The sequence below is a fragment of the Parvibium lacunae genome (assembly GCF_003335215.1).
Taxonomy (GTDB): Bacteria; Pseudomonadota; Gammaproteobacteria; order Burkholderiales; family Burkholderiaceae_D; genus Parvibium; species Parvibium lacunae.
Genome location: NZ_QPGB01000002.1, coordinates 44,138 through 65,521, shown reverse-complemented (window position 1 = coordinate 65,521; position 21,384 = coordinate 44,138). Strand labels below are relative to the sequence as shown.

The 21,384-nt window shown below is 52.6% G+C and carries 22 protein-coding genes; 12 read left to right on the top strand and 10 right to left on the bottom strand.

All coding sequences use genetic code 11. The features are described from left to right. Positions 1 to 16: 16 nt before the first annotated feature. The 9 genes from DU000_RS04320 to DU000_RS04280 form a co-directional block, all read right to left on the bottom strand. Positions 17 to 493: a DUF4410 domain-containing protein gene (locus tag DU000_RS04320; RefSeq protein WP_114402158.1), complete on the bottom strand. Its 477-nt coding sequence runs from the start codon at positions 491 to 493 to the stop codon at positions 17 to 19. A gap of 294 nt (positions 494 to 787) precedes the next feature. Next, the gene (locus tag DU000_RS04315) at positions 788 to 1,063 is read right to left on the bottom strand and encodes a hypothetical protein (RefSeq protein WP_240001798.1); all 276 of its coding nucleotides are present in this window, start codon (positions 1,061 to 1,063) and stop codon (positions 788 to 790) included. A 33-nt stretch (positions 1,064 to 1,096) separates the two neighbouring features. Continuing rightward, positions 1,097 to 1,678: a FixH family protein gene (locus DU000_RS04310; RefSeq protein ID WP_158529628.1), complete on the bottom strand. Its 582-nt coding sequence runs from the start codon at positions 1,676 to 1,678 to the stop codon at positions 1,097 to 1,099. A 24-nt stretch (positions 1,679 to 1,702) separates the two neighbouring features. Continuing rightward, positions 1,703 to 3,316, bottom strand: coding sequence for a cytochrome c oxidase accessory protein CcoG (ccoG, locus tag DU000_RS04305; RefSeq protein WP_114402751.1), 1,614 nt, complete (start codon positions 3,314 to 3,316; stop codon positions 1,703 to 1,705). A 102-nt stretch (positions 3,317 to 3,418) separates the two neighbouring features. Next, a complete protein-coding gene (ccoP, locus tag DU000_RS04300) occupies positions 3,419 to 4,339 on the bottom strand; it encodes a cytochrome-c oxidase, cbb3-type subunit III (protein WP_114402156.1) in 921 nt (306 codons plus the stop codon). Continuing rightward, positions 4,332 to 4,523: a cbb3-type cytochrome oxidase subunit 3 gene (locus tag DU000_RS13100; protein ID WP_114402155.1), complete on the bottom strand. Its 192-nt coding sequence runs from the start codon at positions 4,521 to 4,523 to the stop codon at positions 4,332 to 4,334. The genes ccoP and DU000_RS13100 overlap by 8 nt, the downstream gene beginning before the upstream one ends. A gap of 22 nt (positions 4,524 to 4,545) precedes the next feature. After that, positions 4,546 to 5,169: a cytochrome-c oxidase, cbb3-type subunit II gene (gene ccoO / locus DU000_RS04290; protein ID WP_114402154.1), complete on the bottom strand. Its 624-nt coding sequence runs from the start codon at positions 5,167 to 5,169 to the stop codon at positions 4,546 to 4,548. Positions 5,170 to 5,182: 13 nt separating this feature from the next. Beyond that, positions 5,183 to 6,631: a cytochrome-c oxidase, cbb3-type subunit I gene (ccoN, locus tag DU000_RS04285; RefSeq protein ID WP_114402153.1), complete on the bottom strand. Its 1,449-nt coding sequence runs from the start codon at positions 6,629 to 6,631 to the stop codon at positions 5,183 to 5,185. A gap of 208 nt (positions 6,632 to 6,839) precedes the next feature. Next, a complete protein-coding gene (locus DU000_RS04280) occupies positions 6,840 to 7,262 on the bottom strand; it encodes a PaaI family thioesterase (protein WP_114402152.1) in 423 nt (140 codons plus the stop codon). A 153-nt stretch (positions 7,263 to 7,415) separates the two neighbouring features. Here DU000_RS04280 and DU000_RS04275 point away from each other — a divergent pair, with 153 nt between their 5' ends. Genes DU000_RS04275 through pgsA form a run of 3 tightly spaced genes read left to right on the top strand, consistent with a single transcriptional unit; the run spans position 7,416 to position 10,621 of the window. Then, positions 7,416 to 8,060: a uracil-DNA glycosylase gene (locus tag DU000_RS04275; RefSeq protein WP_114402750.1), complete on the top strand. Its 645-nt coding sequence runs from the start codon at positions 7,416 to 7,418 to the stop codon at positions 8,058 to 8,060. Further along, positions 8,047 to 10,020: an excinuclease ABC subunit UvrC gene (gene uvrC / locus DU000_RS04270; protein ID WP_114402151.1), complete on the top strand. Its 1,974-nt coding sequence runs from the start codon at positions 8,047 to 8,049 to the stop codon at positions 10,018 to 10,020. The genes DU000_RS04275 and uvrC overlap by 14 nt, the downstream gene beginning before the upstream one ends. A gap of 28 nt (positions 10,021 to 10,048) precedes the next feature. Further along, positions 10,049 to 10,621, top strand: a complete 573-nt coding sequence (gene pgsA / locus DU000_RS04265) for a CDP-diacylglycerol--glycerol-3-phosphate 3-phosphatidyltransferase (protein WP_114402150.1) — start codon at positions 10,049 to 10,051, stop codon at positions 10,619 to 10,621. Between the two features lie 50 nt (positions 10,622 to 10,671). On the opposite strand, the gene DU000_RS04260 is transcribed toward pgsA, so the two are convergent. Beyond that, positions 10,672 to 11,904, bottom strand: coding sequence for an SGNH/GDSL hydrolase family protein (locus DU000_RS04260; RefSeq protein ID WP_114402149.1), 1,233 nt, complete (start codon positions 11,902 to 11,904; stop codon positions 10,672 to 10,674). A 253-nt stretch (positions 11,905 to 12,157) separates the two neighbouring features. Here DU000_RS04260 and trpA point away from each other — a divergent pair, with 253 nt between their 5' ends. The 9 genes from trpA to DU000_RS04215 all read left to right on the top strand — a co-directional run bounded on the left by trpA (position 12,158) and on the right by DU000_RS04215 (position 21,342). Next, positions 12,158 to 12,955 (top strand): tryptophan synthase subunit alpha, encoded by a 798-nt coding sequence (gene trpA, locus DU000_RS04255; RefSeq protein ID WP_114402148.1) that lies wholly within the window; start codon positions 12,158 to 12,160, stop codon positions 12,953 to 12,955. Positions 12,956 to 12,989: 34 nt separating this feature from the next. Then, on the top strand, positions 12,990 to 13,874 hold the full coding sequence (accD, locus tag DU000_RS04250) for an acetyl-CoA carboxylase, carboxyltransferase subunit beta (protein ID WP_114402147.1): 885 nt from the start codon (positions 12,990 to 12,992) through the stop codon (positions 13,872 to 13,874). A gap of 51 nt (positions 13,875 to 13,925) precedes the next feature. Then, complete coding sequence (gene folC, locus DU000_RS04245) at positions 13,926 to 15,221, top strand: bifunctional tetrahydrofolate synthase/dihydrofolate synthase (protein ID WP_114402146.1); 1,296 nt, start codon at positions 13,926 to 13,928, stop codon at positions 15,219 to 15,221. Between the two features lie 30 nt (positions 15,222 to 15,251). Next, positions 15,252 to 16,091 carry an SPOR domain-containing protein gene (locus DU000_RS04240; RefSeq protein ID WP_114402145.1) on the top strand — a complete coding sequence of 280 codons (840 nt, stop codon included), beginning with the start codon at positions 15,252 to 15,254 and terminating at the stop codon, positions 16,089 to 16,091. After that, positions 16,088 to 16,582, top strand: coding sequence for a CvpA family protein (locus DU000_RS04235; RefSeq protein WP_114402144.1), 495 nt, complete (start codon positions 16,088 to 16,090; stop codon positions 16,580 to 16,582). Before DU000_RS04240 ends, DU000_RS04235 begins: the two co-directional genes overlap by 4 nt. Positions 16,583 to 16,644: 62 nt before the next feature. Next, a complete protein-coding gene (gene purF / locus DU000_RS04230; protein WP_114402143.1) occupies positions 16,645 to 18,162 on the top strand; it encodes an amidophosphoribosyltransferase in 1,518 nt (505 codons plus the stop codon). Positions 18,163 to 18,293: 131 nt separating this feature from the next. Next, positions 18,294 to 18,563: a 30S ribosomal protein S15 gene (rpsO, locus tag DU000_RS04225; RefSeq protein ID WP_114402142.1), complete on the top strand. Its 270-nt coding sequence runs from the start codon at positions 18,294 to 18,296 to the stop codon at positions 18,561 to 18,563. Positions 18,564 to 18,710: 147 nt separating this feature from the next. Further along, positions 18,711 to 20,858, top strand: coding sequence for a polyribonucleotide nucleotidyltransferase (gene pnp, locus DU000_RS04220; RefSeq protein WP_114402141.1), 2,148 nt, complete (start codon positions 18,711 to 18,713; stop codon positions 20,856 to 20,858). 106 nt (positions 20,859 to 20,964) lie between these two features. After that, positions 20,965 to 21,342, top strand: coding sequence for a 50S ribosome-binding protein YggL (locus DU000_RS04215; protein WP_114402140.1), 378 nt, complete (start codon positions 20,965 to 20,967; stop codon positions 21,340 to 21,342). Positions 21,343 to 21,384: the final 42 nt, after the last annotated feature.

The window sequence follows — 21,384 nt, the reverse complement described above, 5'->3', positions numbered from 1 at the left end:
AACCCTATTTTGATGTTTATTTTTTCGGAGCAATTAAGGTCTCGATGATTTTATCCGCATGGTCTCGAATCATGCCTCGGGAAGTCCCCATTGCAGTCGCATTGTTTGAGTCGATAGTGTATTCAGAGAGGACTTCACCAGTGGATTTGTTTTTTACTTTGACAACACTGTGCATGTTATCTGAACCAGCTATCACGCCAAGCATCGCGCGAGTTGCGCCATGGCGCATTCTGTAGTACATGATTTGGATATCAATCTCACGGGCATTTGCATCCGCATCAGAAGTGAGCAAGCCACTGGATGTAAGTTTTTCAGTAAGACGAGAGATAAAGATTCCACGTGCTTCTTCAGTAAGATTCTCTGGCGCTGTCACTTTGAATGTAACTTTTTCACCCTGGGCAAGTCTATACTCCGACTTAACGGCTGCCGTGGTCCCGGCGCAGCCGGAAAGGACAAAAATTAAAGTAATTAAAAGGCTAGTGAGTCTTCGCATTCAAGATTTCCTTGTTGAGTGCCAGTGGCTGGCTGAACCCTAAAGGGCGCAATAAGAAACGGGGGCATTAATAATTAGTTGATTAGTGCCTAAGCATAACTGAAAGCTTCTACTCTGCAGATCTTGATAACTGAGGTTGTATCGAGATAATTGCAACCGAGGAAGACAGTGCACAAGCAATTAAATAACTAACTAAATAAAAAATAAGTGTAGCTCAAAAATAGCCTTTGCTATGATCTTTCCGTCAGCTCCAATCTTCCCGATACTAGATACACACTACAAAAAACATCGCAATCAACGCGTAAATCGCCTAGTGTAAGCTTCTTCTTGTTTCTCGCTGTGTAGGTAGTAGGTCAGCATGCTGGCAATCGCGGTAAATGTCCAGATCAACAGGAATCCTACTGTATAGGCGGCCATGCGGTTATCGGGTACGTAGGCACCATAGAGAATGAGATCGTGCGGATCGATCGCTGAAAAAAAGAGGCCTGTCGCTGCGGCCGCCATGAGAAACGAGGGCCACAAAATCACCATGCCCCGGTAAAGTATTTTGCGAATCAGAAATGTCAACATGGCGTGCTCCTGGCGCAGGCTGCCGGAAAGATTTTAGGGCGTACCCAACATTAAGCTGGGAGTAGGCTGGTCAGCGCTAAGCAGCCAGTGCCCTTGCAGTCGCCAGCGAAATTCTGTGTCTTCAAGAAGAATAATCCAGCGCGTTGTTTGATGTTGCTCACCAAGCGTCGGCAAGGTGCCGAGCCATTCGCCGGTATGGGTTTGATACTGCAGAGCGATTAGCTGATCTTGCTTGGCTTGGGTGGGATGAATCAGCCGCAGGCGCAAGCCTTGTGGTGGCGTGTAGGCTGGTTTGTTTTCTGCAAGGGGCGGTGCTTTTGTTTGTAGCGTAACGGTGAACCGGCGCGGGGCATCGTTTGTCGTGGGTTGCAGTTGCAGTGTTGCGGTGAGTCCCCACGCCTTTGCCTGCGTATCACGGGCGAGATTTTGGTTGATTGCTTTTCCTTCTTTGTAATAATCGTCAACGACTAGGCCATCTTGGCCATGCCAAGCAATATAAGCGGTGATTAAGCCTGCAATCACGACCAGCCCTGGGCCAAGCATGAGAAACCACGGCCAACGATGCCGATACCAGGGTAGGGCGGGGGCCGGGCTTGAAGCGGAGGGAATATTCATCGTCAGTCCAGTCATAATGGGTTATTAGCGCGGAATATGAAAAACGGCTTTTTCGTGAACAACAGCGTGGGTTAGTGTAGCGGCGTCATTCAGCGGGATTCGCTCAATATCGAGTTGAATGGGATTCGCACCTGGTTTGCCAGTATGTGGCGGCACACGCAGTTTGATAGCAATCATACGGGTTTCGGTTGCCGCGAGCGTGAACTGCGGCTCGCCGACGATCTCAATGTGGTCCAATCCATGCGGTGTGAATTGAAACTGATACGGTTGCTCGTCGGTATTCATAATCTGCACGCGGTAAACATTTTCGATATAGCCGTCTGCGACTTCCCGCCCGAGGCTGCCACGGTCGCGGATGATATCGACTTTAAACGGATCACGCAGCAGCAAACTGCTTAGGGTGAGGCCTAGGATGATGAGCAAGATACCGCTATAGATGAGAATGCGGGGGCGTAAAATCCGGCGCAGCATCTGCGACTTATCCCATTTATGTTTGATCCCGTTTTCAGTGGAGTAACGGATCAGCCCTCGTGGATAGTGCATCTTGTCCATCACTTGATCGCAAGCATCAATACAGGCCGCACAGCCAATGCATTCGTATTGCAATCCTTGGCGAATATCAATCCCTGTTGGGCAAACTTGAACGCAGATGCCACAATCCACACAGCTACCGAGTCCGAGTGTCGCTGGATCGGCTTTTTTATTTCTAGCCCCACGCGGCTCACCACGGCCTTGATCATAAGTGATCACCATGGTGTCCTTGTCGAACATGGCGCTTTGGAAGCGTGCGTAGGGGCACATATATTTGCACACTTGCTCGCGCATGAAACCGGCTTGTAAAAAGGTAAAGCCAGCATAAAAGAGCATCCAGAAAGATTCCCAGCCCCCAAACCGTAAATTGCCATTGCTGCTATGGGCTTCGCGCAAGAGCTCTTGCATGGGGGTGAAGTAGCTCACAAACGTGAAGCCAGTCCATAACGCAATCAACCCCCACACGCTAAATTTGGTAGCCTTTATTCTGAATTTGTGCGCTGAAAATGGGGCTTCATCTAGTTTTTGGCGTGCGCCTCTTTCACCTTCTATTTTGCGTTCTATCCAGAGAAAGATTTCCGCATATACGGTTTGGGGGCAGGCATAGCCACAAAAAAGTCTGCCGGCCACAGCTGTAAATAAAAATAAGCCAAAGGCGGAGAGGATGAGCAGAATCGTGAGGTAGATAAAATCTTGTGGCCATAAAATCAACCCAAAAATATAGAATTTACGCTCGGCTAAATCAAACAAGACCGCTTGCCGGCCATTCCATTGCAGCCAAGGGGTTCCGTAATAGAGAAGTTGGGTTAACCAAACCAGACTCCAGCGCCAGGTTGCAAACCAGCCTTCTACGGCGCGGGGATAAATTTTTTTCCGCACTTCATACAAATCCAGGTCTGTATCGCGATCTGACGGGGCTTTGGTGGGGCGCTCATTTTGCAGGCGCTGTCGTTGTGCGACCGTCTTTTCTTTTAGATCTGCCGCTACTTGGGCGAGCGGTATCGTGGTGTGAGGATGGTGGGATGCGGCTGCTTGAGACTCGGTTGCTTCTGCCTGTTGACGGTCTATGTCGAGACCAGCGGCAGGGGAGAGATCATCAGCAGGCATGGCATTACTTTCGGCTTTCAAGATTTATCTCTGTGCCCACCGCATGAGACATCTGCGGTGGGATTCGGTGCATCGGGCTCTGGCAACGGTGCCCATTGATCGTTACTGAGCGGGCTTACTCTCTTGGTTAGATAAACTCCATACATAGGCGGCTAGCACTTGTATTTTGGCTTCGCCTAGCCTTTCTTTAAAGGCAGGCATGGCGTTACTCCGGCCCTTATTGATGGTCTCCATAATGGTGTCAATTGAGCCACCATAGAGCCACGTTTTGTCACTCAGATTAGGGGCGCCAAGCGCAGGGTTGCCTTTGCCATCGGCACCATGACAGGCCGCGCAGGCTGCAAATTTTTCTTTACCGAAACCTGCCTTGATGGAGTCATGGGCTGACCCCGACAAACTCAGTACGTAGTTAGCAACATTACGCACATCGTCTTCTCCCCCGACTGCTGCTGCCATCGGGGGCATCATGCCTTGTCGGCCATTGAGAATGGTTAGCTTAATGGTGGCAGGATCACCGCCATACAACCAATCTTTATCCGTTAAATTAGGAAAACCTTTGGAGCCCTGTGCATCCGAGCCGTGACATTGAGCGCAATAGTTGAGAAATAATTTCTCGCCCATGGCCCGGGCAGCAGGGTCCGCCGCGACTTGCTGAATTTCTTGCTGTAAATATTTTGCAAATAGAGGCGCGACTTTGGCATCCATTTTTTTCATTTCAGCTTCATACTGCCCTGCTGAGCTCCAAGCATAGGCGCCGCTGTGCGTGCCTAAACCTGGGTAAAGATACAAATAAACGGCTGCAAAGACCAGGGTAATAATGAATAACCAGAGCCACCAGCGCGGTAGCGGGTGGTCATATTCTTCTAGGGTTTCATCCCACACATGCCCCATTGTTTTGACGGGCTGATTTGGGTCTTGTTTCTTGCTGCGCAGGGCGAGTAAGAGCCAAAGACAACCAAGAATACTGATAATCGTAACGATGGTGATGTAGGTCCCCCAAAGTGAGTGGGTGAAATCAGCCATGATGGGTTCCTTTCAGATTTTGTTCGGTCGCCCAGCTAGCGGCGGGCGTTTCATCTTCTAAAACGGCATAAGCGGCGCGCTCAAAGCGGGCTTGGTGTTTTTTTGCCAGTGCCCACCAGATAATCCCGAGAAAGGTAAAGAAACTGAGTACGGTCACTGCAATGCGTAGGGTATTGATATCCATGTTTATCCTCGCTTTCAACCCATTAGCGACTGGTTTTGATGCTGGTGCCGAGCACTTGCAGGTAGGCAACCAGCGCCTCCATTTCTGTTTTACCTTGTACAGCAGCCGGGGCTTCTGCAATTTGTTGGTCGCTGTAGGGGTGGCCTAATTTGCGTAAGGCCTTCATTTTTGGCGCGATGCCCTGTGGGTCAAGGGTGTTTTTTGCTAACCAAGGGTAGCCTGGCATATTGGATTCAGGCACCAGATCACGGGGGTTGTTGAGGTGAATGCGGTGCCACTCATCGGAGTAACGTCCGCCCACACGCGCGAGATCAGGCCCGGTCCGTTTCGAGCCCCACTGGAAGGGGCGATCATAAACAAACTCGCCAGCGACGGAGTAGTGACCATAGCGCTCTGTTTCAGCCCGGAATGGTCGAATCATTTGTGAATGGCAGTTGTAGCAACCTTCGCGGATATAAATATCGCGGCCTGCCAGTTGTAGTGCGGTATAGGGTTGTAATCCTTGGACAGGCTCGGTCGTCGATTTCTGGAAAAACAGCGGCACAATTTCGACCAAGCCCCCGACACTGATTAACAGCACAATCAGTAGGATCATCCACCCTACATTTTTTTCAATAACTTCGTGTTTGCTTGCGTTTTGACTCATCATTATTCTCCCATTACGCATGCGCAACAGCATGAATTTGAGCGGCTGGAATCGGGGCGTTGTAAGCCCGCCCAGCGGCAACCGTTTTGAAAGTGTTGTAGGCCATGATGACCATGCCGAGCAGATACAGCAGGCCGCCTCCTAAACGTAGGACATAGTAGGGATAGGTTGCTTTCACACTTTCAACAAAGGTGTAGGTCAAGCTGCCATCCGGGTTGGTGGCACGCCACATCAAGCCCTGCATGACGCCAGCGATCCACATGGAAGCGATGTAGAGCACGATTCCCAGGGTTGCAACCCAGAAATGAACTTCGATCAACTTGGTGGAATACATGCTGTCACGGCCGAAAACTCGGGGCAGTAAGTAGTAAATGGAGCCCATGGAAACCAGCCCAACCCAACCTAGCGCCCCTGAGTGAACATGGCCAACTGTCCAGTCGGTGTAATGAGAGAGGGCGTTCACTGTTTTGATCGACATCATCGGTCCTTCGAAAGTGGACATGCCATAGAAAGACAGTGACACAATCAAAAATTTGAGAATCGGGTCTGACCGTAATTTATGCCAAGCTCCCGAGAGCGTCATAATCCCGTTGATCATGCCGCCCCAGCTCGGGGCCAAGAGAATCAGCGAAAACAACATGCCTAGTGACTGTGCCCAGTCGGGTAAGGCGGTGTAGTGCAAGTGGTGCGGGCCGGCCCACATGTAGGTAAAAATCAAGGCCCAGAAGTGAATGATCGAGAGGCGATAGGAATAGACGGGGCGATTCGCTTGCTTGGGGATGAAGTAATACATCATGCCCAAGAAGCCTGCCGTCAGGAAAAAGCCGACTGCATTATGGCCGTACCACCATTGCACCATGGCATCTTGCACCCCTGCGTAAGCTGAATAAGACTTCAGCAGGCTGACGGGCATAGCCGCACTATTGACGATGTGCAGAACCGCAACAGTAATAATAAAGGCACCAAAAAACCAGTTTGCAACATAGATATGCGGTGTTTTGCGCTGGATGATGGTGCCAAAGAAATTAATGGCATAGGCAACCCAAACGACAGCGATCAGTAAGTCAATCGGCCATTCGAGCTCGGCATATTCTTTGCCCGAGGTGATCCCCAGTGGCAGTGAAATCGCCGCGAGCAAAATCACGAGAGTCCAGCCCCAAAACGTGAATGCCGCCAGTTTGTCACTAAATAAGCGGGTGTGACAGGTCCGCTGAACCGCGTAATAGGAGGTCGCAAATAAGGCCGAGCCACCAAAAGCAAAAATCACTGCATTGGTGTGTAAGGGTCGCAAGCGGCTATAAGTTAACCACGGAATATCAAAATTTAAGGCTGGCCAGGCGAGTTGGGCGGCGATAATGACCCCCACTAGCATGCCAACGATCCCCCAAACGACGGTCATTACCGCGAATTGCCTCACAACCTGATAGTTGTAGGTATTGGCAACAGCTGTTTGATTTTGCATTTCACCTCTCCATGAGCCACGAATACAGCAACACCATAATTGAGGTGAGAAGGAATCGGGTTGATGTATGTCAAGCCCACCCTTCTTGCTTGGGCAAGTCGGCTAATCTGTATGAGAGGAGAAACACGCGCCGCAGTGATGTTGGGCGATTTGTTATAGACAGTTCGGGATGTAATGCGAAATCAGTGTCGAGCAGGCTAAGACTGGGTCAGTACAAGAGGGTTTGTGTGCAGCGAAAGAGTGCCAGCGTCTTACCGGTTTCTTCATGGCTGACAACAACATCCCAGACTTGGGTTGTTCGCCCCAGATGCATGGCCTGAGCGCGTGCCACGAGCTTCCCGCTGTTGGCGGTGCTTAAAAAATTAGTCTTCAGCTCAACGGTGGTGAAGCCACGGGCTTGAGGCGGTAAATGTAGCTGGGTTGCATAGCCTGCCGCCGTATCTGCGAAGGCGACCACGGTTCCCGCATGTAAATAGCCATTGGGTGCCATGAATTCGGGTTTGATCGCCATTTGTGCGGTCAACTGTTTGTCTGCTTGGCTCAGGACGGTAAAACCTAACAGGCCGGGCAGGCCTTCCGCGCCGCGTGCGGCGAATTGGGCTGTATCATGCGGGTTGGCTGGATGATTCATCGCATTTCCGTTTTATTCAAGGCGGTCAAGATATCCTGCTAAGTCACTGGTCGCGACACGGCAACTCGGATTGTTGGTCGATCAGTGATTGTTATTCAAATTAACGTTAACGTCAATTTTATCTCCATCAATCTGTTTTATTGGGTTAAACGTATGTCTCGTCAAGACTATGACCATGATTGCACCGCGTGCCCCAGATTGGCCTCAGCGCTAGCGATCGTGCGCAGCCAACACCCAAGTTATTTTGCGCGCCCCGTGCCCGCCTTTGGCGCGGCCCGGCCGGATTTGCTGATTGTGGGCTTGGCCCCAGGAATGCATGGCGCTAACCGCACCGGGCGGCCTTTTACCGGGGATTGGTGCGGGCCACTGCTCTACAGCACGCTACATCGGCATGGGTTTGCGAACCAGCCAGAAGCCCTCGCTCGCGACGATGGCTTGCAGTTACTGAATTGCCGGGTGACCAATGCAGTCAAGTGTTTACCACCAGAAAATAAACCTACCCCGGCTGAAATCAAGCAATGTAATGGGTATTTACGGGTCGAGCTGACGCAGTGTCAGCCGCGCGTTATTTTGGCGCTGGGTGCGGTCGCCCATCAGGCCGTACTGATGGCGCTTGACCTCAAAAGAAGTGCCTATCCTTTCGCTCATCATGCGGTGCATGAGCTGGTCAGCGGCTTGCGTTTGGTGGATAGCTACCATGTAAGCCGCTACAACACCCAAACTGGGCGGTTAACCCCTGCCATGTTTGATGCGGTGGTGGCAGATATTCGTGACTATCTCACGCATGCAGCCCGATAAACCCGATTCCCCCCCCGCTGCTGAAGTAGCCGCGCCAGTGCCCGAAGAAGCCTTTGATGCGACGGCATTTTTGCGGCAGTTGCCCCACTTGCCTGGCGTTTATCGCATGCTCGGTGTAACCGGTAATCTGCTTTATGTCGGTAAAGCACGCGATTTGAAAAAACGCGTGTCGTCATACTTTCAAAAAAACCTGATCTCGCCCCGGATTGCGCACATGGTTGGGCAAATTCGGCAGATTGAGATCACCGTCACGCGCTCCGAAGCCGAAGCGTTATTACTCGAAAATAACCTCATTAAAACGCAGCATCCGCGTTACAACATTTTGTTTCGGGATGATAAGTCGTATCCCTATTTAAAGTTTTCTGGGCATGCTTTTCCACGCGTGAGTTTCTATCGCGGGGCGACCGATAAGCGCAGTCAATTTTTTGGGCCATTCCCAAATGCCAGCGCGGTCAAGCATTCGGTGCAGATTTTGCAAAAAGTTTTTCAACTGCGGACTTGTGAGGACTCGGTTTTTCAGAATCGATCCCGCCCTTGCTTGCTACATCAGATACAGCGCTGTAGTGCGCCCTGTGTCGATAAAATATCGGCGACGGCGTATGCACAAGATGTTGCGCAGGCAATGCGTTTTCTACGCGGCGAAAGTCGGGCGATGCTAGAGGAAATGAGTGCGCGTATGACCGCCCTGGCGACAGCACTGCGTTTTGAGGAAGCGGCGCTGGTTCGCAACCAAATCACCGCCTTAACCACGATGCAACAGCAGCAAGCGATGGAAGCAGGGCAGGCGGTAGATGCCGATATTTTGGCGGTGGCGATTGAGGCCGGTGCCGCCTGCCTGACTTTGGCCATGGTGCGCGGTGGTCGGCATTTGGGTGATCGGACCTTTTTCCCGCAATTACCCGTTGATCTGCCATTACCAGAGGCATTGGACGTTACTGACGAGAGTCTGGCAGCAGAGCGTATGTGCGCTGCTGAAGAGGCGCCAGTCGCGACCCCCATCGCAGCGTTGGCCAGCGAGCTGCTCACTGCGTTTATTGCTCAACATTATCTTGAGGCACCAGTACCGCCTGTGTTGATCTGTAGTCATCCTGTCGCAGAGCCTGACTTATTGGCGATGCTAGAAAGCCAGGCGGGCCGTCGCCTGTTGGTGCAACATAAGCCGCAAGGTCAACGGCGGGCATGGCTGGACATGGCGAATTCGAATGCCAAACTGGCCCTCAGTCAATCGCTTGCGGAAGCCAGTTCGCAGCGTATGCGTACCCGCAGTCTAGCCGAGGTATTAGGCATGGGGCTTGATCCTGAGGCACTTGATCCATTGCGCATCGAGTGTTTTGATATCAGCCATACCATGGGCGAATCGACCCAAGCTGCCTGTGTTGTGTATCAGCAGCATGCCCTGCAACCCAAAGAATATCGGCGTTACAACATTACCGATATTACGCCTGGGGATGACTATGCCGCTATGAGCCAAGCCTTGCGCCGCCGTTACGAAGGGGTGGCTGCCGGCCAGGGAGCGCTGCCGGAGGTGATTCTGATTGATGGTGGTAAAGGCCAACTGAACATCGCCGTGGCGGTGTTTCACGAGCTTGGGCTCAGTACCGATTGTCTAATTGGGGTCGCCAAAGGCGAGGGCCGTAAAGTTGGCCTGGAAACCTTGTTCTTTACCGATGAGCGCGAGCCACTGAGTCTGGGATTAGAACATCCGGCATTATTGCTGGTTGCCCAGATCCGTGATGAAGCCCATCGCTTTGCGATTACCGGGATGCGTGCCAAGCGCGCCAAGCAGCGTAATCAATCACGTCTGGAAGATATTCCAGGAATCGGCGCGAAACGGCGGCAGCGGCTACTGGTTCATTTTGGGGGCTTACGTGGCGTACAATCTGCAAGTATTGAAGATTTGGTTCAGGTAGAGGGGATTTCTCGTCAGCTGGCTGAAGAAATTTACCGCCGCCTGCATTGATTGCAGCCTTGTTTTTCACACAATATTTATGCCTTTTAATCTTCCCATTTTGCTGACTTGGCTGCGTATTATCGCCATTCCCCTGCTGATTTTGTTGTACTACCTGCCTAGCGGCTGGTTGACGGCAAGCGAGCGTGATATCACGGCAACGGTCTTGTTTATTGGTGCGGCATTAACCGATTGGTTGGATGGTTATTTGGCCCGTAAGTGGCATCAAACCTCTGCTTTTGGGGCCTTTTTAGATCCGGTAGCCGATAAGCTGATGGTGGGTGCCGCGCTATTAGTGTTGCTGCATTTGGGGCGCACTGACATGCTCGCAGCCCTGATTATTATCGGCCGTGAAATCACCATCTCGGCCTTACGCGAGTGGATGGCCCAGCTAGGCGCCCGCAATAGTGTCGCTGTCAATTGGCTGGGCAAGGTTAAAACCATTGCCCAAATGGTGGCGATTCCGTTATTACTCTATGGCGGGCCGCTGCCGATTTTGGGTCAAGCGCTGGCGTTGGGCACCCTCTTGCTGTGGGTGGCGGTTGTTCTCACGGTATGGTCAATGTGCTATTACCTCAACCAAGCATGGCCAGTCATAAAAAGCCGTACATAACTAACAACTAAGCTGCCCGCCATCGGCGCGATACGGGCAGTGTTCTCGTCTTACCACCCTGCGGCGCGTAACTGGGTATAAATGTTATTGGCAAATTGCTGATGAATCGTACTACTAGGATGCACCGTATCGGCAAAGATATAGGTGCTCGCCGCATTGCTGGTGACATAGTCGATTTCATTACATGCCAGCGCTGAGGTCGTACGGTTCGCTGGGCTCGGCGTGCCGCCTGTGGCGTAGTCTGTAATCCGCGTGTACATTTTGGTTAAGTCACACGCCGTTGCGGTGTTGGTAACTGTAATCCCGTAAGTACTGGGACTGGCGAGCACATTATTCAAGAAAGTGTCCATCCGGGCAAACTGAACTTTAGTGTTGCCGGTAAAAGTGGTGACAAGCGTATTGTTAATGACGCTTTGCGACATGCCTTGCAAAAAAGTTTGTGCCGTCGGGTTAGCTAATCCCAGCGGCGTTTTTGATAAATCTGGCAAGGTTCCAATAACGATCCGCGCGGCCCCTGCCGTCAGTAAGCGGTTAATTTGCGTAACCAGTTGGCCAGCAGCCGTCACCACGTTTGCTTGTGCCTGGGCCGCAAAGGCGGCGGTACACTTGTTAATCCCGGTGAGCTGAACAAAGATATCGTTGGCCCCGCCTGAAATAATGATGGTTTTGTCAGCGGGAATCGTCGGGTTGTCGGCCAAGTAGCTGTCTATCTGGCTGGTGATCGACGTTGCCGTGATGCCCGTTGACACGGGTGTGCCGACAGTGGGAACGCAGTTGCTTCCCACAATCGTGTATCCCGATAAGGGTACACCGCTAGCATCAATCAGATCACCGGCGGTATTGGTAGCGAAAGCGCCAATGCCCGGCGATACCGCAACCCGGGCGCCGCCTTGCGCATAATTCGTGCCCCCGGCATTCACTGTTCCCGCGGTGCCACCTGGGCCAACACTTGGCCCAGTGAAGAGTTTGGGGCCCAGTACGGTTCCGTAACGCTCTGCCAGATATTCGACCCAAGTCTTCCCTGGATTGGTGGTGAAGCGACCCGCGGCAGAGTAGGTTTTGCCATTCACTGTTCCTGCTTTCGCCAGGCCAACCATGACATAGGTGCCTGCATCAGAGAGGCTATCGCCAAAAACAACGAATTGGCTGGCTGGTGCTGGGCTGCCGTTACCACTGGTGCTGCCACCGCCGCCACCACCGCCGCAGCCGACTAAGGCCAGGCTTGACAGCAGCGCGAGGCCACCCAGTTGGCGTCGTGTCTTGGCTAACTTAGAATGATTCATGGTCTGCCTCCATCAGGTTTTTTGCAGCGTAATCGAAGCGGGTCGCTTAAACAAGCGGCTTGATTATGCGCAGATAGAGAAGCTGCTCTAGGTGTGGTGCTAATGTCGCACAATTATGCGGCAGCGCACTATTCGGCATTTTTTATGCAGAGGCTGGGGGCTATCAGCGCTTCAGCGTATAATTCTGGCCATTGTCTGTTATGGCGTTAATCCTTCATCGCGCAGCGCAATGAAGGATTGTGTCCTCCTGTTTATGTCAAAAATTGCTCATAGGCTGGCCAGCCTCAAGGCGCAGGGCCGCAAGGGCCTTATCCCGTTTATTACGGCGGGTGATCCCCACCCTGAACTGACGGTACCACTGTTACACGCCTTGGTGCGTGGCGGCGCAGATGTTATTGAACTTGGTGTTCCTTTTTCTGACCCGATGGCCGATGGCCCGGTAATCCAGCGTGCCAGCGAACGGGCGCTGGCCCAGCAGGTCGGGCTGAAACAGGTTTTTCAGATGGTCACGACTTTCCGCCAGACCGACACAGAGACCCCCATTGTTTTAATGGGGTATGCCAATCCGATTGAGCGGATGGGTTATGAAGCGTTTACACAAGCCTGTGTGGCGGCGCAAGTTGATGGCGTGTTAACCGTCGATTATCCGCCTGAAGAATCAGTGGCGCTGGCCGCGCAGCTTCGGTCACAGGCAATTGACCCGATTTTTTTACTCGCCCCGACCTCAACCCCAGAGCGGATTGCGCATGTTGCCGAACAAGGCTCTGGCTATATTTACTATGTCTCGCTTAAGGGTATTACCGGGGCGGGCCATGTTGATATTGATGCCGTGGCGGCACGAGTGCCCGTGATTCAAGAGCAAACTCGATTGCCAGTCGGCGTGGGTTTCGGTATTCGTGATGGTGCCACCGCAAAAGCGATCGGGGCTTGCGCCGATGCGGTGGTCATTGGCAGTCGGATTATTCAAGAGATGGAGCAGGTTGGCCCCGCGCAGGCGGTGAGTGCGGTTGAAACATTTCTCCGCGAGATTCGAACTGCGCTGGATAGTTAATGGAACTTGGGCTACGGGTTAGGAGAATAGGCAAATGAGTTGGTTAGAGAAATTATTACCCCCACGCATTAATACTCAGCGGGAAGAAGAAGGCCAAAAGAAAAACAATATGCCAGAGGGCTTGTGGTTAAAATGCCCGAGCTGCGATGCGGTACTTTACAAAACAGATGTGGAAGCCAATTTGGGCGTTTGCCCGAAATGTGACCACCATATGCGGATTGATGCGCGCGCCCGAATCGAGATGTTGCTCGATGCCGAGGGCCGTTACGAGATTGGTCAAGAAGTATTGCCGATCGATAGCCTAAAGTTCAAAGACAGTAAAAAATATCCTGAGCGGATCGCTGCTGCGATGGAAGACAGTGGGGAAACCGATGCGCTGGTGGTGATGGGCGGGACGGTTCTAAGCTTGCCCGTGGTGCTGGCGTGCTTCGAGTTTGATTTCATGGGCGGTTCCATGGGGTCAGTGGTGGGAGAGCGCTTTGTGAGAGGGGTGCAAACGGCTCTCGAACAAAAGGTCCCGTTTATTTGCGTGACGGCCTCGGGCGGCGCACGCATGCAGGAAGGGTTGCTTTCCCTCATGCAAATGGCTAAAACAACGGCAATGCTGACACAATTAGCGGAGGCCAAGCTGCCCTTTATTTCGGTGTTGACCGACCCGACTATGGGTGGCGTCTCAGCCAGCTTCGCGTTCCTGGGCGATGTGGTCATCGCCGAACCGAAAGCCCTGATTGGTTTTGCCGGGCCACGGGTGATTGAGCAAACTGTTCGCGAGAAACTGCCGGAAGGTTTCCAGCGCGCCGAATTTTTACAGCAAAAGGGTGCCGTCGATATGATCGTTGATCGACGCCAGCTCAAGCGCGAAATCGGACATCTGTTGGCCCTACTGCAAAAGCAGTCTGTGGAAACGTTAACCGCCTGAACATTCTTGTCTGCTCAGTGACCTTTATCTTCAAGCTGAATCGAGAGGCTTATGTTCGCGCAATTAGCTGACTGGCTGGGGTATATCGAATCGATTCATCCCCGCACCATCGACATGGGCTTGGACCGTGTTAACGCGGTAAAAGAACGTCTGAATCTGCAGTTTGAGTGCCCTGTCATTACCGTTGGCGGTACCAACGGTAAAGGTTCTACTTGCGCCATGCTGGAAGCGATTTTGCTACGTGCAGGCTATCGTGTTGCCTTGTATACCTCGCCGCATTTAGTGCATTTCAACGAGCGTGCCAGACTACAAGGTCAGGCTGTTTCGGATGAGCCTTTGATGGCACAGTTTGCCGCGGTGGAAAACGCACGTCTTGCCCCTAGCCCCATCGAGCTGACTTATTTTGAGTTTACGACCCTTGCTATCCTGCGCTTATTTCAAGCAGAGCAGCCCGATGTAATCATCCTCGAAGTGGGGTTGGGTGGCCGTCTGGATGCAGTGAATGCGGTTGATGCGGACTGTGCGATTGTCACGAGCATTGACCTGGATCATATGGAATATCTCGGCGATACGCGCGAGGCGATCGGCTGGGAAAAAGCCCACATCTATCGCACGGGGAAGCCCGCAATTTGTGCTGATCCTTTGCCACCGGAAAGCTTGGTGCAATATGCCCAGCAAATCGGCGCAGACCTTTGGCGTGCCGGTCGCGATTTCAATTATGCCGGTGACAAACAGCAATGGGCTTATGGCGGGCGGGCGATGCGTCGTGCTGGGCTAGCTTACCCAGCTTTGCGTGGGGCCAATCAACTCCTTAATGCCGCAGCCGTACTGGCTGCGCTGGAGGCTCTCAAACTTACTCTGCCAGTCCCTAACCAAGCCATCCGTGAAGGGTTTGCGTTGGTTGAATTGCCGGGCCGATTTCAGGTGCTGCCTGGGCGACCAACACTCATTCTAGATGTCGCCCACAACCCCCATGCCACCGCGACCTTGGCTCAGAACCTCGACAACATGGGCTTTTATCCCTACACCCATGTGGTCTTGGGGATGATGCAGGATAAAGATATAGACGGGGTGTTGCAGGCTATCCGCGAGCGCGTTGATTACTGGTATTTATGTGATCTGCCACCGCCTCGCGGAGCCAGTGCAGCCAGTTTGGCGCAACGTCTCACCGCGTTATTGGCAACGCATTCACCGGCTGCGGCACCGGCGATCCAACTATTCGCTTCGCCAACAGAAGCATTGGCAGCGGCGCAATCGCAAGCAGCGGAGGGTGATAGAATTGTTGTCTTTGGATCGTTCATGACGGTTGCGCCGGTTTTAGCGCAGCGAACCGGGCTGCAGTCATGAGTTATTGTTTTCTTGCTAGCATGCTTTTCCATGCCTATTTTTAAGCGCCAATCTACTGACACTACTGATCCGCGTGCGGCGAGATCGGGCTCCTTGCCCCAAGATCCCGCGCTGGCGTTGAAGCGACGGGCCCGTCATCGTCTCTTGGGCGTGACAACCTTGGTGATGACATCAATCATTGTTCTGCCGATGATTTTTGATAGTGAGCCTAAGCCACGGACTCGCGAGATTGCCATCACTATCCCGAGTAAAACAGTACCGGCCTCCAACCAGCGTCTGGCCAATGAGCGCCCTTTATCCGAGGAAGCAAACCCGGCGCCAGCGACTTCTAAGGAGACGCCGCAGCCCATTGGGCTGCCATCAGCTGATTCAACCGAGAATACAGTGAATAAGTCTGTTGATAACCCGGTGAATAGCACCCTGAATAACGCCGTGAATAAACCCGCCAAAGCGGCTGTGGAAGCGTCCGCTAAGGCTGTTGAGAGTAGCGCCAGCGTCGCCCAGAAAGAGAAAGCTGCCGTTGACGCCACACGCGAGTCAAGTCAGCAGGCCCGTGCCCAGGCATTACTGGAAGGCAAAGGGGCGAGCCCTGCCGCCGAGGCGGTAAAGCCGCAAGACCGCAAACCGGAGAGTGGTGGCGAACGCTACTGGCTACAGATCGGCGCGTTTGCGAATCAAGAGAAGGTCGATCAGTTATTAACTAAACTGCGTGGTAGTGGCTTTCATCCACAAACAGCCGTGTTAGAGACGTCTGGCGGCCCGCGCACCCGTGTCCGGCTTGGTCCGTTTTCAAGCAAGGCCGCTGCGGAAGCAGCGCAGAAACGTTTGCAACCCCTGGCATTGAATGCAGCCCTGGTTATCGAAAAATGACAGTCTTTGACTATCTGTTCCTGTTTATTTTGGGCTGTTCGATCTTGATCAGCGTCTTGCGGGGCTTGGTGAAAGAGCTCATGTCTTTGGTGGCTTGGGGGGTGTCCTTTGTTGCTGCTAACGTCCTGGGGGCACCCTTCGCGGCGATGTTGCCGACCGTGATCCCGGGTGAGTTAGTGCGTTTGCTGCTGGCGTTTGTCATTGTGTTGATAGTGAGCCTGCTATTGTTATCGCTGTTGAGCAAAGTGCTGGTGCAGTTGATTCAATCAGCGGGTCTGACATTGGCAGATCGCGGTTTAGGCATCATATTTGGTTTCTTGCGCGGTAGCGTGATTATTTTAACCCTCGTCTTGGGGGCAAGTTTTACCGCTTTACCCCAACAAGCTTGGTGGCACGAGGCCATTTTTCGGCCCTATGTGGAAGGTGCGTTGTTATTGGTACAGCCCTGGTTACCTGAGGCGATTGCGGCCCAGGTGGCCCGGCTTGGGTAGCTTGTCGCTACGTGCTTGGTGTTGTCCTCTGAATCGATTATTTATGTTTTAAGGAGTTGGCTATGTGCGGGATTGTTGGAGTCGTCGCCAAAAGCCCTGTGAATCAGTTGCTTTACGATAGCCTGTTGCTGCTACAACATCGTGGCCAGGATGCAGCAGGGATTGCCACCGCGCATGGTAAAGCATTCAATATGTACAAAGGCAATGGCTTGGTCCGTGATGTCTTTCGTACCCGCAATATGCGTTCCTTGCCCGGTAATGCGGGGATTGGTCAAGTGCGCTATCCGACCGCGGGTTCAGCCGCCAATTCGGAAGAAGCCCAGCCATTTTATGTGAATGCCCCCTTTGGGATTATTTTGGCGCACAACGGTAACCTGACCAATGCTGAACAGCTCAAGGACGAGATGTTTCGCATTGATCGGCGCCATGTCAATACCGACTCTGACACCGAAGTGTTGCTGAACGTCTTTGCCCATGAGTTACATGACAGCAGTTCCGGGCTGTCTCTAGATGCCACCACCGTATTTAAGGCGATTGAAGGGGTACACCGTCGCGTGCGGGGGTCGTACGCGGTTGTGGCAATGATTGCTGGCTATGGCTTGGTTGCCTTCCGTGACCCCTATGGCATTCGGCCTTTGATTTTGGGTGAAAACCAAACAGCGGGTGGGATGGAATATATGCTGGCCAGTGAATCGGTAACCCTCGAAGGCATGGGCTTCACGGTTAAACGAGATATCCAACCGGGTGAAGCGGTCTACATCACCTTCGACGGCCAATTTTTTAGTCAGCAATGTGCGCCGGTCGCCAGCCTGAATCCTTGTATTTTTGAGTATGTGTATTTGGCCCGCCCTGATTCTGTGATTGATGGCGTCTCGGTGTATGCCGCCCGTTTAAAAATGGGAGAGTCACTCGCTGAACAGGTGCGCCAACGCTTTGCCCCCGGTGAGATTGATGTCGTGATGCCGATTCCAGATTCATCTCGCCCCGCCGCCATGCAATTGGCCAAACTACTCAATATTGATTACCGTGAAGGGTTTATTAAAAATCGCTACATCGGCCGCACCTTTATCATGCCGGGGCAAAGTACCCGCCGTAAATCAGTTCGGCAAAAGCTCAATGCCGTTGGGATGGAGTTCAAGGGCAAAACCGTGATGATTGTCGATGATTCGATTGTGCGTGGTACGACGTCACGCGAGATCGTGATGATGGCCCGGGAATCTGGTGCGAAAAAGGTAATTTTTGCGTCAGCGGCCCCCCCTGTGCGTTTCGCCAACGTCTATGGGATTGATATGCCGACCCGCGGTGAACTGATCGCGCATGGTCATACTGACGAAGAAATCTGCAAGTTGATTGGCGCTGACGCCCTGGTGTATCAAACGGTCGATGACATGAAGCGGGCGGTGCGGGATTTAGCCCCGCAAATCAACAACTTTGAGGCTTCGTGCTTCGATGGACATTACATAACGGGCGATATCACCCCCGAATACCTTGAAAAAGTCGAATATGCACGCCTGAACCCGACTGAGAAAGAAGGGGTCGGCAGCCAGCTCAACCTCGGCTTTATGGGAAACGATAGCTGAGTCTGGCGCAGCCCTTTACCGGGGGCTTGATGTTGCGCTATAATCTTGGTCTTGCTTTCCGAAGTAAGTTTTTTTCACGGCACGCCCATCCAGTGTGACCGCCTGTTTCTAAGCTAATTAAAGGATAAAAAATGTCTGTTGCAGAGATCAACAAAAAAGAAGTGATTGCACAATATCAACGTGCTGCGAGCGATACCGGTTCCCCCGAAGTGCAAGTCGCTTTGCTGACCGCCCGCATCAACGAGTTAACCGGCCACTTTAAGGCACATACTAAAGATCACCACTCCCGCCGTGGTTTGTTGAAACTGGTAAGCCGCCGCCGCAAGCTGCTCGATTACCTGAAAGGTCGTAAGCCTGAGTCTTACACCAAATTGATTCAAAGTTTAGGTCTGCGTAAGTAATTGTCTCTTGCGCGATCAAGTTGGTTAATCATGGAAATGCCTGCGTAGAACTACGCGGGCATTTTCATTTTTAAGCGGTGTTCTGAGCCACCGTGGATGCTCAGGAGGGACGCGCAAAATGCGCGCCCAGATTGAAAGGAAATAAATATGTTTAATGTTGCAAAAGTCAGTTTTCCCTACGGCCAACATACCGTCACCCTCGAAACGGGCGAAGTTGCCCGTCAAGCCAGTGGTGCAGTGGTGGCCTCAATGGGAGACACCGTGGTCCTAGCGACCGTCGTGGCCCAAAAAGAAGCAAAACCTGGCCAAGACTTTTTCCCTTTAACGGTTGACTACGCGGAAAAATTCTATGCAGCAGGTCGTATCCCCGGTGGTTTTTTCAAACGTGAAGGTCGTGCTAGCGAAAAAGAAACGCTGACCAGTCGTTTGATCGACCGTCCGTTGCGCCCGCTGTTCCCCGAAGGTTTCTACAACGAAGTGCAAGTGATTGTGCATGTGTTGTCGCTCGATCCGGAAATTGATGCGGACATTCCCGCGCTGATCGCTTCCTCTGCGGCACTGTCGATTTCTGGTGTGCCTTTTAATGGCCCGATTGGTGCCGCCCGTGTGGGTTATATCAATGGTCAGTATGTGTTGAACCCCACCGCTAGCCAGCTCAAAGAAACCCAGCTTGACCTCGTGGTTGCCGGTACCGAGCAAGCTGTGTTGATGGTGGAATCCGAAGCGCATCAACTCACTGAAGACGTGATGTTGGGTGCGGTGGTGTATGGCCATGAGCAAATGCAAGCCGTGATCAATTCGATTCATGAGTTGGTCGCGACAGCAGGCAAACCCGCTTGGGATTGGCAGCCTGCGGCGAAGAATGAAACTCTGATTAGCCGTGTAGGTGCCTTGGCCGAAGCCGCGTTGCGCACTGCCTACCAAATCAAACAAAAACAAGCCCGTACCCAAGAAGTGCGCAAAGTGTATGCGCAAGTGCATGAAGCCTTGGCGGCCGAAGCCGCTGCGCAAAATGCCGCCGCACCGGACAGCACCGAAGTGGATAACTTGCTGTTTGATCTGGAAGCCAAGATTGTGCGTAGCCAGATTCTGGAGGGCGAGCCACGGATTGACGGCCGCGATACCCGTACCGTACGTCCGATCAGCATTCGTTTAGGCGTCCTGCCACGCGTCCATGGTTCCGCTTTGTTTACCCGTGGTGAAACCCAAGCCTTGGTGGTGACCACCTTGGGCACGAAACAAGATGAACAAATCATTGATGCGCTGGCTGGTGAATACCGTGATCGCTTCATGTTCAACTACAACATGCCCCCATTTGCCACCGGCGAAACTGGCCGCTTCGGTGCTCCTAAGCGTCGTGAAATCGGCCATGGTCGTTTAGCAAAACGGGCTTTGGTGCCTTTGCTGCCGTCCGCAGACGAATTCGGTTACTCCCTGCGCGTGGTCTCTGAAATCACCGAGTCCAACGGCTCTTCTTCAATGGCCTCCGTGTGCGGTGGTTGCTTGTCCATGATGGATGCGGGCGTGCCTGTTAAAGATCACGTGGCGGGTATTGCCATGGGTTTGATTAAAGATGGCAACAAGTTCGCGGTGTTGACCGACATTCTGGGTGATGAAGATCACTTAGGTGATATGGACTTTAAAGTGGCCGGTACCGCAAATGGGATTACCGCCTTGCAAATGGATATCAAAATCCAAGGCATTACCAAAGAGATCATGCAAGTGGCCTTGGCGCAAGCTAAAGAAGCCCGTATGCACATTCTCGGCCAGATGCAACAAGCGATTAACGGTGCGCGTACTGAACTGTCAGATCACGCTCCCCGTATGATCACGATGAAAATCAATCCTGAAAAAATCCGTGATGTAATCGGTAAAGGTGGCGCGACGATCCGTGCGCTGACCGAAGAAACCGGGACTCAGATTGATTTGCAAGATGATGGTACCGTCACCATCGCCTGCTTCAGCGCGGAACAAGGTGAGCTGGCCAAAGCCCGTATCGCCGCGATTACCGCGGAAGTAGAAATGGGCCAAATCTACGAAGGCCCGATTACCAAGCTGCTCGACTTTGGCGCGGTCGTATCCTTACTGCCCGGTAAAGAAGGCCTCTTGCACATCAGCCAGATTGCCAACGAACGTATCGCTGACATTAAATCGGTGCTGAAAGAAGGTCAGGTTGTTCGCGTAAAAGTGATCGAAATGGATGACAAAGGCCGCGTGCGATTGAGCATGAAAGCGTTGCTGAATGAAGGTGCTGAGCAGCAACAGCAGCAACAGCAGCAACAGCAGCAGCAATAAGCCAGCGTCGCGCTAGAGATAAACGCCAGTGATGTGAGTCACTGGCGTTTTTTATGGTAATTTCAATTACCAGCAAGCTGTCAGCCAGAGAGAGAGGGATAGAGGTATGTTGAAAACGGTGCCAGGAGCAAGTCGGATCAGCCGCATGAATCGCCGCCAGCGCAAAAAGCTGCACGTGGCAGAGTTTAAGGAAGTCGGTCTATTTATTGCGCTTCACTTTAAGCAGCCCCTAGACGAAACGGCATGGGATGATTGGATCGTCCGCTGGATCGAAACGGCAGCCGAATTTGGTCTTGAAGTTGGGGGCTTTGGTGGTAAGTTACCGCTTGCCATGACGCAAGGATGGTTGTTCCTGCATCCACATGGCTCAGTGACCCCGGAATTGGCACAGCAAGTACAAGCCAAGTTAATACAAGACCCAGCAATACAAACACTGCAAGCCGTCTTGGCTGACGGCTGGTATGAGCAACCCACATTAGGGTGATCACGGCCTTGATGCCCGCATCGCCAGCGCTTCGCGTCATTG